Annotated in this window: 12 protein-coding genes; 6 read left to right on the forward strand and 6 right to left on the reverse strand. The window is 74.7% G+C overall.

Features of this window, described 5'->3' with window-relative positions; genetic code table 11:
• Positions 1–38: 38 nt before the first annotated feature.
• The 3 genes from NL114_RS12105 to NL114_RS12115 form a co-directional block, all read right to left on the reverse strand.
• Positions 39–212, reverse strand: a complete 174-nt coding sequence (locus NL114_RS12105; RefSeq protein WP_254821174.1) for a hypothetical protein — start codon at positions 210–212, stop codon at positions 39–41.
• Between the two features lies 1 nt (position 213).
• Positions 214–351 (reverse strand): hypothetical protein, encoded by a 138-nt coding sequence (locus NL114_RS12110; protein WP_254821175.1) that lies wholly within the window; start codon positions 349–351, stop codon positions 214–216.
• A gap of 71 nt (positions 352–422) precedes the next feature.
• Positions 423–605 (reverse strand): hypothetical protein, encoded by a 183-nt coding sequence (locus NL114_RS12115; RefSeq protein WP_254821176.1) that lies wholly within the window; start codon positions 603–605, stop codon positions 423–425.
• A 165-nt stretch (positions 606–770) separates the two neighbouring features.
• On the opposite strand from NL114_RS12115, the gene NL114_RS12120 reads away from it, so the two are divergent.
• From NL114_RS12120 to NL114_RS21665, 4 genes are read left to right on the forward strand one after another with little or no spacing between them, the layout of a single operon-like run.
• The gene (locus tag NL114_RS12120; protein ID WP_254821177.1) at positions 771–3,785 is read left to right on the forward strand and encodes a transglutaminase domain-containing protein; all 3,015 of its coding nucleotides are present in this window, start codon (positions 771–773) and stop codon (positions 3,783–3,785) included.
• Positions 3,782–4,459: a DUF7269 family protein gene (locus tag NL114_RS12125; protein WP_254821178.1), complete on the forward strand. Its 678-nt coding sequence runs from the start codon at positions 3,782–3,784 to the stop codon at positions 4,457–4,459. The genes NL114_RS12120 and NL114_RS12125 overlap by 4 nt, the downstream gene beginning before the upstream one ends.
• Positions 4,456–6,063: a DUF58 domain-containing protein gene (locus NL114_RS12130; protein WP_254821179.1), complete on the forward strand. Its 1,608-nt coding sequence runs from the start codon at positions 4,456–4,458 to the stop codon at positions 6,061–6,063. The genes NL114_RS12125 and NL114_RS12130 overlap by 4 nt, the downstream gene beginning before the upstream one ends.
• Positions 6,064–6,065: 2 nt before the next feature.
• The gene (locus NL114_RS21665; RefSeq protein WP_286671072.1) at positions 6,066–7,610 is read left to right on the forward strand and encodes a hypothetical protein; all 1,545 of its coding nucleotides are present in this window, start codon (positions 6,066–6,068) and stop codon (positions 7,608–7,610) included.
• A 1-nt stretch (position 7,611) separates the two neighbouring features.
• Here NL114_RS21665 and NL114_RS12140 read toward each other — a convergent pair whose 3' ends face one another.
• Positions 7,612–8,217, reverse strand: a complete 606-nt coding sequence (locus NL114_RS12140; protein ID WP_254821180.1) for a TetR/AcrR family transcriptional regulator — start codon at positions 8,215–8,217, stop codon at positions 7,612–7,614.
• A gap of 195 nt (positions 8,218–8,412) precedes the next feature.
• On the opposite strand from NL114_RS12140, the gene NL114_RS12145 reads away from it, so the two are divergent.
• Complete coding sequence (locus NL114_RS12145; RefSeq protein ID WP_254821181.1) at positions 8,413–10,068, forward strand: helix-turn-helix domain-containing protein; 1,656 nt, start codon at positions 8,413–8,415, stop codon at positions 10,066–10,068.
• Here NL114_RS12145 and NL114_RS12150 read toward each other — a convergent pair whose 3' ends face one another.
• The gene (locus NL114_RS12150; protein ID WP_254821182.1) at positions 10,069–11,151 is read right to left on the reverse strand and encodes a molybdopterin-dependent oxidoreductase; all 1,083 of its coding nucleotides are present in this window, start codon (positions 11,149–11,151) and stop codon (positions 10,069–10,071) included.
• Positions 11,152–11,357: 206 nt separating this feature from the next.
• Here NL114_RS12150 and NL114_RS12155 point away from each other — a divergent pair, with 206 nt between their 5' ends.
• A complete protein-coding gene (locus NL114_RS12155) occupies positions 11,358–11,651 on the forward strand; it encodes a hypothetical protein (protein ID WP_254821183.1) in 294 nt (97 codons plus the stop codon).
• A gap of 24 nt (positions 11,652–11,675) precedes the next feature.
• Here NL114_RS12155 and NL114_RS12160 read toward each other — a convergent pair whose 3' ends face one another.
• A complete protein-coding gene (locus NL114_RS12160; protein ID WP_254821184.1) occupies positions 11,676–11,906 on the reverse strand; it encodes a hypothetical protein in 231 nt (76 codons plus the stop codon).
• Between the last annotated feature and the right edge of the window lie 264 nt (positions 11,907–12,170).

The raw sequence follows: 12,170 nt of genomic DNA on the forward strand, positions 1-12,170 counted from the left end.
ACTGATGTCGCTGCGGCGGGTCCCAGTCGCCGTCGTGTTCACCGCGCGTCCAGTTCGATGTCGGCGAGCAGGTCGAGCGCGAGTTCCGGCGCCCCCTGGTCGACCAGGTTCTCCAGTTCGGCGACCTGTTCCCGGGTGAGCAGGTCACGCCGATGGTACGAGTCGACCAGCTCCTTCGTGGCGCGTATGTCCCAGGTGGCCGTGCGTCGCATCTCACATCGCCCGGAGCCGTGGTCGTTCGAGTGGGCCGGTTATCGAGCGGTCGCAGGCGGGACAGTAGAAGTCCTCCAGGTCGCCGGCGAGCGGGATGGGATAGATGCTGGCCGAGTCACAGCGTGGACAGTTGGGCATGAGCGTCACCGGTCGGAGAATGGCTCCGGTGGCGCGTAGCGGTACCGATGGTTCCCGGACGGCGAGAACTGCTACTCCGCGCCGCGCGTTTCGAGGAACTCGACGACGGAGAGCGACCCGACGAACAGCGCGAGCGGGGCGACGTAGAGGCCGGCCTCCGCGAGGGAGGCCAGGGACCCGGCCGGCAAGAGGGCGACGACGAGGACGACCACCAGCAGGAGCACGACGTGGTCGCGGCGGAGCGTATGATGCATACCAGCCCGTTCGGGCGCGCGGGTCCTATCCGCCCGTACCACCCCATGGTACGGCGTTCGGGCCGGGGCCTGCCGGGGGTTGAAGTCGGAGGTCGGATTCACGGGTGGCACCCGCGCCTTCCCGCACCCAACAGCATTAGTACGGTCGCGCCACCACCACCGGCAGTGAACCGGCGGGGGCTGCTGTCGCTGGTGCTGGTCGGCGTGTGCGTCGTGAGTCTCGTCGCCGCGGCGCCGCTGCTCGACCAGTCCGGGAACCCCGCCGTGCGGACGCTGCTGGGCGCGGAGGGGACGCCGACGCCGTCCGAGGGGCCGACGAAGCCGACCGTCGGTGCCGTCGAGCGCCCGTACTGGCGGTCGATGTCGTACGACCGCTACACCGGGAGCGGCTGGGAGCGCACCGGGAACGCCACGGCGTACGACGGCCCGCTGTCGGGCCCCGTGGGCGACGCCGGACGCGTGACGCTCCAGCTTCGCACCGGGAGCGCGGTCCAGACGCTGCCGGCGCCGTGGAAACCCGTCCGCGTGGGGCAGGGTATCGCCGACGAGACGCGGGTCTACGACGCCGGCCTCCAGCCGACCGGCGAACTCCGCTCGGGCCGGGCCTTCACCGTCACCAGCCGGGTGCCGAACTGGACCGTCGCGGATCTCCGGGCCGCCGGCACCGACTACCCCGACGCCGTCGCGGAACGCTACACCCAGCTCCCGGCCGAGACGCCGGCGCGGGTCCGGCGGCTGGCCGGCAACGTCACCGCGGGCGCCGAGACGCCGTACGCGAAGGCCGTCGCCGTCGAGCGGTGGCTGGAGACGAACAAGCGCTACTCGCTCGACGCCCGCCGCCCGGACGACGGGTTCGCCGACACCTTCCTCTTCGAGATGGAGGCGGGCTACTGCCAGTACTTCGCCACGGGGATGGTGGCGATGCTCCGGGCCGAGGGGGTCCCCGCGCGCTACGTGTCGGGCTACTCGCCGTACGAGCGGACCGACTTCGGGACCTACACCATCCGCGGGAAGTACGCCCACGCGTGGGTCGAGGTCTACTTCCCGGGCGAGGGCTGGGTGACGTTCGACCCGACGCCCGCCGCGGCGCGGGCCGCCGCGCGCGGGAGCGTCGAGGCGGACCTCGGCGGGCAGCGTGCCGCCGCCCGCCGCGCGGCCGCGGCACGGACACCCGGGCAGACGGGGCTCGGCGGGCCACCGCTCGCGACCCGACAGAGTGACGACGAGTACGCCCGCGTGAACGCCGACGTGGACGTAGCCGGGCGTCTCGTCCCGGGCAACGAGGTGACCGTGACCGCGCGCGACCCCGACACGGGCGACCCGCTGGTCGACCATCAGGTCCGGTTCAACGGCGACCCGGTCGGTGTGACGAACGCCTCCGGGCAGGTCACCGGGCGCGTCCCGTACGCGGACGCGCTCCGGGTGAGCGTCCACCGCCCGGTCGAGGCCACGGCGACGGGTGACGGCGACACCGGTGGCGGTGGCGACGACTTCCCGATAGCGACACCGACACCCCAGGGGACTACGCCCGGCGGCGGGCCGGGCGGCGGCGATGGCGGTACGGCCCGCACCCGCCAGCCCCGGACCATCCAGGACCTCCGCTACAGCGGTCGCTCGGTGACGCTGGGCGGCCCCATCGAGAACCTCTCGAACGAGGTCCTGTTCACCGTCACCGTCGTCGAGGGCGCCGAACGGTTCGCGCCCGGAACCGGCGGCGTCCGGACGGCCACCGCGACCTCGGCGCCTGCCGCGACGGCGGCGCCCGACGCGTCAGCACTCCGTGTCGCCCCCCGCCGGGTGACGAGCGTCCGGGCGTTGGGCGCGGTATCCCGCGTCGGCACACGGCCGGCCGCCCGCCCGGAGAACACCACGTTCCCGCTGAACACCTCCATCGACGTGGCGCTCGCCCCGCGGACCGCCGCGGCGCCCGACCGCGAGGTGACCGTCACGGCCGCCATCGAGGGCGTACCGGTCGCGGACGCGACGGTTTCGGTCGCCGGGGAGACCTACACGACCGACGCCACCGGCCGGGCCACGTTCCCGGCACCGTTCCGGCCCCGGGCGAACGTCACCGTCCGCCGGGACGCGGCGACGGGGGCCGCGATGCTTGCGGTCCGGACCGACGAGCGGGCCCTCGCGTTCGCCGACGACCCGCGGCCGGGCGGGAACGTCAGTCTCCGCGGGTCAGTGGCGGACGTGCCACTTTCGACGGCGACGGTCCGGGTGAACGGCCGCCGCGTCGCCGTGACCGACGATCGCGGGCGGGCGACGGTCCCGGTGCCGTACGCCGAGCGCCTGAACGTGACCGTCCGGCGCGACCGGGTGGCCGTGAACGCCTCACGGGACCTCTCGACCCGGCTCCGGGTCCGGCCGCGCGGCCTCGTCTACCCGGGTGGGAGCGTCGAGACGCACGTCACGCTGGCCCAGGAGCCGGTGGCGAACGCGACCGTCTTCGTCGGCGGTGAGCCGGTCGGCCGCACGGCCGCGGACGGCACCATCAGGGTCGACCTCCCGGTTTCGCTCGGGACGAGCGTCGGCGCCCGCCGCGGCGCGGCGACCGGCGCCCACCGGGTGACGCTGTGGCCGTGGTGGTTCGCCGGCCTGGCGCTGCTGGGTGCGGGGCTCGCCCTCGTCGCCTCGCGGGGCCTCGCGGCAGCCGACCTCGACCTCGCCGTCGACCGCTCGCTCCTGACGCGCCCCCGCGAGCTGTTGCGCCTGCTCCGGCTGGGGGTGTTGCTGGCGGGGCTGTTCGTGCTCCGGGCCGTCGCGCGCCGCCTCGGCGGCCCGGACATCGATGTCCCGGACTTCGACGAGGACGAGTCGGCGCCGCCCGACGTTCCGGCGCCCGATGCCGACGAGAACGCGGTCTACCGGACGTGGGCCCGCTTCGCCGACGCGTTCGACATGACCGACCGCGCGCCCGGCGAGGTTGCCGACGAGGCAGCGCGGCGTGGGCTCCCCGCCGAGTCGGTCGCGCGGTTGCGCGAGACGTTCGAGGCGGTCCGCTACGGCGGCCGCGACCCGGCCGCGACCGAGGAGACGGCCCGCGAGGCGTTCCGCGAGGTCGAACGCGCCGGCCGCGAGGTGGACGCCGGCTCCCGCGAGGCCGTCTCCGGCGGACCTGACGACGCTCCTGGCGGACGCGACGGCGCCGGTACGAACCGGGGTGACGACAGATGAGCCGGCGCGCGCTGGCGGCGGTGGCGCTGGCGCTGGCGGCCCTGGGCCTGCTCGCCCGTTCGGGAGCGGTTCTCCCGCCGGGGCTCGGCGCGACCCTCGCGTCGGTCGGCCGTGCCGCCACGCCCGTCGCGGCCGGCGTCCTCGCGCTCGGCACGGCCGTCGGCGCGGCGGCTCTCGTCCGGGGTCGACTCGGCACGGCGGCCGTCGACCCGGCCGCGTCGTTCCGGGCCACACGGACGCCCGGTGACGACTATCCGCTGCTGGGTGCCGACGTGGCGGCGGCGCTCGACCGGGTGGCCCGCGAGGGGCCCGGTGTCGCCCCCGACGACCGGGCGACCGTCCGGGCGGCCGTCGAGCATGCGGGTGTGACGGTCCTCTCACGGGCCGAGGGGCTCGACGAGGGGGCGGCCCGGAGCCACTTCCGCCGCGGCGAGTGGACCCGCGACCCGGCGGTCGCAGCGTTCTGCGGAGCCGACGTGCAGGTGCCGCTCCGCCGCCGAGTCGACGAGGCACTCGCCGCCGAGCCGCGGTTCGTCCAGCGTGCTCGCCTGACGGTCGACGCGCTGGCGACGGTCGCCGAGGCGCCCTCGAACCCGGTGGGCGCCGGGGGTGCGGGCAGTGCCCGGCACGGCGTGGACGCGACGAGCGGTCCGGCCGGAGGTGAGCGAGCGTGAGCGACCGTGGCGCGGCCCCCGATGACGAGTCTGCGGCGGCCGACCCCTCCTCGCCGGTGTCCGGCGGCCGCTGGGCGGTCGCGGCGGGCATCGCGGTCCTCGCGCTCGGGCTGGGTGTGGTGACACAGAACCGTGCGGTGCTGGTGGCGGCCGCGGTCCCGCTGGCGTTCGTCGCGTACGGCCGGCTCTCGACCACGCCGACGCCCGAGCTGGAGGCCCGGCGCTCGTTCGACCCCGCACGTCCCGCGGTCGGCGAGCGCGTCGGGGTGACCGTCACCGTCCGAAACCAGGGGCCGGCGCTCCGTGACTGCCGGCTCGCGGACGCCGTCCCGGCGGCGCTCGGCGTCGTCGAGGGGGTGGCCGCGTCCGTCACGACGCTCCGCCCTGGCGAGGAAGCCTCGTTCACGTACACCGTCCGCGCGCGTCGCGGCGACCACGAGTTCGGGCCGGTCCGGGCGGCGGCCGTCGGCGCGGGCGCGAACGCCGAAACCGCCGCTCTCCCGGCCGAGTCCCGGCTCCGCTGCCGGGCGACGGGCACGGGCGACGCGACGGCCGCGCCGAACGTGAGCAGCGCCGACGGTGCTGCCGACTCGAAGGGCGGCGGCGTCGAGTTCCACGCCGTCCGCGAGTACCAGCGCTCGGACCCGCTCTCGCGGGTCGACTGGCGGCGCTTCGCCCGGACGGGCGAGCTGGCGACCGTCGAGTTCCGGGAGCACCGCTCCGCGACCGTCGCCATCGTGGTCGACGCCACGGCGCCGACCTTCCAGCGGGCGGACGACGCGGCGCCGACCGCCATCGAGTACACCCTGTTCGCCGCGGAGGGGGCGTTCGAGGCGCTGCTGGAGCGGGACGCGACGGTGGCGCTCGGGTTCATCCCGGACGCGCCGGCCGCTCTCGGACCGGGGAGGGGCGTCGACCACCGGACGCTGGGGCGGCGCGCGTTCGATGCCTACGGCCCCGGCGCGACCCGTGCCCCGGCCGAGGTGCCCGTCGCGCTCGGGGCGGCCGGCGACCCGGCACGGCGCGACGGGGACTCCCCCGGAGAGAACGGACGGGACGGGCCGGGCGGACCGTCGACGGGCGCCGACGCGGCCGACGGTGGCGGGCACGGCGGGCGCTCGACCGTCCGCTCCGACGGCGGCGACCCGTTCGGCGACGCCTTCGAACCGGCGGACGATGGACCCGGAGCCTCGGGGGCCTCGGATGGCGAGCGCCCGCCCGACGACACGGAGCCGGGTGCGTACGACCCCGACCTCGATGCCGTCTTCGGCGGCGAGGCCGGCCACACGCCGGGTACGAATGGGGGCGACGCGGCCGACCCGGTCACGGCGCTGCGGGCCGCGCTGCCGTCGGGCGCGCGGGTGCTGTTCTGCTCGCCGCTCCTCGACGACGAGGCGGCGTCGCTCGTCCGGACGCTCCGGGCCGACGAACACGATGTCAGGGTGCTGTCACCGGCCCTCGACGGGCCGACGCCGGCCGCACGGCTGTCGGGGGTCGAGCGGGCCGACCGTGCGGCCGAACTCCGGGGGGAGGGGGTCGGCGTCGTGGACTGGACGGACGAACCGTTGCGCGAGGCGCTCGCTCGCACGCTGCAGGAGTGGTGACCGTGGCACGAAGGACCACCGACCGACCGGACGACCGGGCCGACGCCGGCGCCCGCGGGTCGGATGGGGCCGGTACGGCCGGGGGGGACTCGACCCGGCGGCGTCCCACGCCGACGAGTGGTGCCCTCGCGGCCGTTGCGGCGATACTGGCGGCCGGAGTCGTGCTCGCTGGCGTCGCGACCATCGGGTCCGTCGCGGTCGTCGCCGAGGGGGCGGTCACGATGGGCGCCGCGGCGCTCCTGCTCGGTCGGTCGCGCCCGCCAGCGCTGGCGGCAGGGGCCTTCCTCGCGGGGACCGGCGGCCTCCTGCTGGCCGGCGGCGTCGCGGTCACCGCCGCCGGGTCACCGCCGGTCGTGGGGCTCTCGGCGGCGCTCGCGGCCGGTGGGGTGCTCGTCCTCGTCCCGGTCCTGCTCGGAGTGCCACCGGCCCGGCTGGCGGCCGGGGTCGGGCTGCCCGGCTGTCTCGCGCTGGCCGGGTTCGGCCTGGCCGTGGCGGCCACCGTTCGCGGAAATCCCATCGCTGCGGCCTCGCTCACCAGCACGCTGGAGGCGCTGGCACCCGGAGTTCTCCGGCCGGCGGCGCCGCTCGCCGAGGCCGGCGTCGTCCTCGGGCTGTCATGGCTGTGGGCCCGGCGGGCCGTCACCGACGGGCTCGTGAGCCCGGCCGGTCGTGTCGCCGCCACCCGGCCGTGGCTCCTCCGTGGAACGGTCACCCTGTTCGCGGCGGCGCTCGTCGCCCCCGCACTGGGACCGGGGCTGGCGAGTGCGGCCCGCGACGGGGCAACACACGCGACACTGGGCGGCCTCGCCGCGGTCGCGGCCGCGGGCTACGCCGGGACGGTCCTGCTCGGCGCGGTCGGGGTGCCTGCGCTCCGCCGGCCGACGGGATGGCTGGCGGTCGCCGTCGGCTCCGGGGGGGTCCTGCTCGGGGCGCTCCTCGCCCCGTCGGCGGTCGGCGCGGCCACGCGTGCGCTCGTCGGGGTCGTTCCCGGGTTCGTGCGTGCGGCCGGGTTCCTCACCGACGCCGCCGGGTCGGCCGGTGCCGTCCGTGGCGTGGTGACGCCGCTGGTGGTGTTGCTGGCCATCACGCCCGCGTTCGTCCTCCTCGCGGCGCTGGCTGGGGCCGAACGCGTGGGCCTGCTCCGGGGGGAGCGGGGGCTCGGCGCGGTGGCTGCGGGCCTCCTGGCGGCCGGCGCGCTGGGGTCGGCGGTCCTGACCCGGGACCCGGCACGGACGGTCGCCGCGGTGGCACTGGCGGTGCTGGTGTGGGATTTCGCGGAGTTCGGGCTGTCGCTGGACGGGCTCGTCGGCCGGGAAGGAACGGACAGTACGGCGGATACCGCCGCGCGTGCCGGCCGGCAGTCGGCCGTCGAGCGCGGGCACGCGACGACGAGCCTGGCGGTCGCCGGTGTCGCCATCGCGGCCGGCGTCGGGCTCGGGTCCGTCGTCGGCGCCGCCTCGGTCGCCGGGCCGGGCGAGGGAGCGGCGGTTGCGCTGCTACTGGGTGCGGCGGCGACGGCGCTCGTCGCCCTCCGCGGCGGCGACTGACTCAGGCACGGAGTCGGTCGATGATGTCATCCAGGCCACGCTGGGCGCTCTCGCCGTCGTAGTCGGTGGTCAGCTGGCGGACGGTCGCCCCCGTCGCCAGCGAGTAGAGGTTGTCGGCCACGAACTCGGCATCCACGTCGCGGAACCGGTCACGGGCGATCCCCTCGCGGATGGCGGCCGCGAACTCCTCCCGCACGCGCTCGTCGAGCGCCTCGAACCGCTCTGCGAACCGGTCGTCGCGCGGCGCGCGCATCCGCAGCTCGAGGAGCGACAGCCGGATGCCCTCGGAGCCGTCGTCCTCGGGGACGAGCATCCCGAAGAGGTCGCGCACGCGGTCCTCCGGGTTGCCGGCCGGGTCGGCGCCGACCTCGGAGGCGAACTCCTCGACGAGCCAGTCGAGGAAGTCGACGAGCAGGTCGTCCTTCGCGTCGTAGTGGTAGTACAGCAACGACTTGGACTTCGAGAACTCGTCGGCGATGGTCTGGATGGTCAGGTCCGCGTACCCGTGCTTCCCCAGCGCCGTGTAGGTGGCGTCCATGATCTCCGCTCGAGTGCCCTGTTCGGCCGGTCGGTGCGAGTCTCCGCCGCTTGCGGTCTGTCCGGTCATTGTCTGGTCGTGGAACGGCTCCACTTGACCGAACGAACAGTCCGGGTACAAAAGGGGGTTGTGGCGAAACCATCCAAACAAATGGTAGATGGACTGAGGCGGTTCATTTCTCCGGATGGTGGCTGGACGTGCGGAGTACGCTCGCCCGATTGACCCGGCAATTTAAGTCCGATGAGCCCCCCGGTATGGACGAGCATGTCCCCCAGCGACGAGTCCGGCCGCAGCCGGCTCTTCGCCGTCGTGGTCACCGCGTGGCTCCTCTTCGGGGCCGTCGCGGGCGTTCCGCTCGCGGCGGCGAGCGACGCCACGGCCACGCCGCTGGGAGACGACGGCGGTGGTCTTCTCAACGAGACCCTCGACTCGACGACGGACACCGTCGACGGCACGGTCGACGGAACAGCCTCGACCGTAGAGACGACGGTCGACTCGACGACGGACGTGGTGGACGAGACGACCGATTCGACGACCAGTGCCGTCGACGGCACGGTCGAATCCACCGGTGAGACCCTCGACACCGCCACCGGCGGGGCCACCGACGACACCACGGATGCGGTCACGGTCGCGACCGACGGGGTCACCGATGCCACGGACACGACGACCGGGGAGGTGACGGAGACGGTCGGCGTGACCGCCTCGACGGTGAACGCGACGGCCGACGACACGACGAACGTGGTGTCGTCGACCACCGACGGTGACCTGGAGGGTGCGACCGGGTCCCTGACCGACGCGACGGGCGAGGTCACCGACCTCACGACCGACCGGGTGACCTCGCTGGCCGAGACGACGGAGACCCTGACGAGTGACCTCTCCGCGGGGACGACCGGCGCGGTCGCCGAGCTGACCGGCGACGGTACGCTGGTGTCGACCGAGGGGACGACCGGGGGACTGACCGATGCCACGACCGGAGAGGCCCTCTCGACCGGTGCGGACAGCGGGCTCTCGTCGAGCGAGCGGGTGGCTCGGCTCGACGACGGGTCCGGTGATCTCGGTGGTGCCGCCGCCGAGGACGGCAGCAGTGACGGGGCCGACGGCGCGCCCGCTACCCCCCCGGACGGCGAGCGCTCGCTCGCGGCGGGGTCGGGGAGTCCGACCGCCTTCGGTGGCTGGGAGCATCTGCCCGTCTCCGAGGAGGAGGCGACCGGCCTCGGTCTCGGCGCGCTGCTGGTCGGTGGGGCCGGGGTTGCGGTCCGGCAGGCATCGATGACGGGCGGCACCGGCGCCGGGACCACGGCCGCGCGGGCGAGCACGTCAGCACTCGCGGCCGGCGATGGGCCGCTCTCGCGGCTCGCCCGGATGCTATCGCTGTTCCGGTACTCCCGGTACGACGACTCGGACCCGCTGGAGCTCGACGCGCGGCGGCACGTCTACGAGGCCATCAGCGACCAGCCCGGCGAGCCCATCACGGCGGTCAGCGACCGGGCGGACGTGAACCTCTCGACCGCGCGCCACCACGTCAAGGTGCTCGAGCGCGAGGGGCTGGTCGCGACCGGGCGAGTCCGCAACTGCGAGCGGTTCTACCCCGCCGGCACGGACGACCTCGAACTGGCGGCGGCCATGGCCGACGAGTGTACCGCGGACATCCTCGACGCGCTCGTCCGTCTGGAGCCGGCGTCGGTCAGCGGCCTGGCCGAGGCGGTCGACCGCTCGCCCTCCACCGTGACGCATCACCTCCAGAAGCTCGAGGACGACGATATCGTCGTCCGGGAGCGCAACGGGCGCTCGGTCGAGAACAAGCTCTCGGCGGCCGCACGCGCCGCACTCGACCCCGAGACGGAACGTCGCCGCCACGCGGCCGAACGCAAACTCGAGGCCGACCGTGCCGACGCGGCCTCGGGCGCGAGCGCGGACTGACTACTCCGACAGCCCGCTGGCGAAGATGGCGACCCACTCGCCGAGCTCGCGCCGGCGGGTCACGCGGACCGATTCTACCCATTTCACCCACTGGAAGCCGCGACGCTGGGGGGCGACCAGTCGGAGGGGGAAGCCGTGGCCGTGCGAGAGTGTCTCCCCGTCGACCGCCGTCGCGAGGAGCGCGCCGCGGGCCTCGTCCAGCGGGAGCGACCAGCGATAGCCCGTCACCGAGCGGAACTGCACCCAGCGTGCGTCGTCGGCGATGCCCGCCCGGTCGAGCAGGTCGCCGACGCGAAGACCCTGCCACGCGTGCTCGGAGTACCAGCCGCTCGTGCAGTCGATGACCGCGGTGCGCTGGGCGCCGGTCGGCAGCGCGTCGTAGTCGAGCGCGAACGGCTCGGCGACCGCGCCATCGACCGAGAGCGACCACGCCCCCGTGTCGACGGTGGAGGGGTCGTCGGCGACCCACATCGTGACGGGGAAGCGGTTGCCGTCGCCGGAGCCACGCTCGCGCGAGCCGGTGAACCGGCGGTCCGCGCTGTCGGTCCCGAGCGCGCGGTTGACGGTCTTCTGTGCGCGCCACGCGACCGCGCCGACGCCGACGAGGCCGGCGTACCGGAGCGCGTCCCGGCGGTCGCCGCCCGCGAGGGCGTCGGCCGGCGAGTGCAGGCGGTCGCGGAGGTGGAGCCACAGGACGGGGACGACCGCCAGCCCGAGCAGGACGTGGATGACGAGCAGCGCTAGCGGGCCGAGGAAGAGCGGGCCGCCGAGGACGAACCAGAGGCCCGTCCCGAGTGCGCCTACGACGAGGGCCGCGAGCAGGAGCGACAGGCCGACGGTGCCCGAGCGCGCGCCGACGCCGGCCCGGACGCGGCCACGGACCCGGTACAGCTTCACCCCGACCAGCGCGACCAAGGACAGCCCCGCGACGCCGTGGACGACGAACAGCCACGCGTCGCCGAGGCTGCCGGCGAACGCCGTCGTCAGCCCCGTCGCCACGAGGACGACGACGGCGGCGAACAGCGACCAGTCCACCAGCGTCGAGGGGGGCGTCAGGCGCCCGAGCCGGTCGGCGAGCGACACGCCGGCGCTACGGGCGCGAGCGACTTAGCCGTCCGGTCGCCTGGTTCCCCGGTCGTCCAGGTGCTCGGTCGCCCAGTCATCCGGTCGCCTGTGTCGCTCCCGGAGCGACACGCTGCCGGGCCGGGCCGCTGCTGTCGGCGAATATTCGACGGAATCGGCCGCAGGAACTATGCACACACCCTCGAACGTTGGCGTGGGGGAGTGATATGGGGTTCAGACACGTGGTCGGGCTCTGTCTCGCGGCCGCAGGACTCGCGGTCATCGTCGCCGCCTCGGCGAACGCGCCGGTAGCGGGCTGTCCGCCGGCGACCGTGGATCCGGCGGCCATCACGCTCACCGACGGCATGACCGTCGACTACTGTGCCGGGAACGTGCCGGCCGAGGATGCCTTCGGGTGGTTCTTCCTCCTGAACGGCGTCGGTCTCGTCTCCTTCCTCGGCGGGCTGGGGCTCCTCTCCTTCCAGCGGCTGGTCGACCTTCAGCGGCAGCTGGCGGGCTGAACGAGCGTGGAACGGGTGGCGTGGTCAGTTCTCGTCGAGCTGTGCGGCGTTCTCCCCGTCGCAGGTGTTGCGGAGCCGGCGGGTGCAGAAGGGGTCGAAGGTCCGCGGCGCCCGCGCGGTCGCGAAGGGGTCGTCGGTCTCGGCGGTGGTCCAGGATTCGGTCCGGGTCGCGCTCGGGGCGCCGGCGCGGGGCTGGTCGTCGGTCGGGGCGTTCGGTGTCGCGTCGCGTGTGGCGGGTGAGGGTTCGGTGCTCATCTGTCGTGTTGGGTGCAGGCCGCGGGTCGCAGGGTGGTCGTCGTCGGTACGGTCGGATGGAGAAGGGTCAGCGTACCCGTACGTGTACGACGCCATGAGAGGTGCCGCGGGCGGTGCCGCGGAGCGAAGGTCGATAGACGGACGAACCGGATCTATCGGGAATGGTCAGCATCTACTGCCACCCAGCGGGCGAACCATAATGAAAGTTCCTGTTACAGGTGCCGGGTGAGGGCGCTCGGGCGCCCCCTGCTGGCTGCTTATTCT

This window comes from Haloglomus halophilum, assembly GCF_024298885.1.
GTDB classification, from domain to species: domain Archaea; phylum Halobacteriota; class Halobacteria; order Halobacteriales; family Haloarculaceae; genus Haloglomus; species Haloglomus halophilum.

Coding starts and splice junctions, on each gene's coding strand:
- NL114_RS12105 (WP_254821174.1), bottom strand. CDS start 212: ATGCGACGCACGGCCACCTGGGACATACGCGCCACGAAGGAGCTGGTC.
- NL114_RS12110 (WP_254821175.1), bottom strand. CDS start 351: ATGCCCAACTGTCCACGCTGTGACTCGGCCAGCATCTATCCCATCCCG.
- NL114_RS12115 (WP_254821176.1), bottom strand. CDS start 605: ATGCATCATACGCTCCGCCGCGACCACGTCGTGCTCCTGCTGGTGGTC.
- NL114_RS12125 (WP_254821178.1), top strand. CDS start 3,782: ATGAGCCGGCGCGCGCTGGCGGCGGTGGCGCTGGCGCTGGCGGCCCTG.
- NL114_RS12140 (WP_254821180.1), bottom strand. CDS start 8,217: ATGACCGGACAGACCGCAAGCGGCGGAGACTCGCACCGACCGGCCGAA.
- NL114_RS12145 (WP_254821181.1), top strand. CDS start 8,413: ATGTCCCCCAGCGACGAGTCCGGCCGCAGCCGGCTCTTCGCCGTCGTG.
- NL114_RS12155 (WP_254821183.1), top strand. CDS start 11,358: ATGGGGTTCAGACACGTGGTCGGGCTCTGTCTCGCGGCCGCAGGACTC.
- NL114_RS12160 (WP_254821184.1), bottom strand. CDS start 11,906: ATGAGCACCGAACCCTCACCCGCCACACGCGACGCGACACCGAACGCC.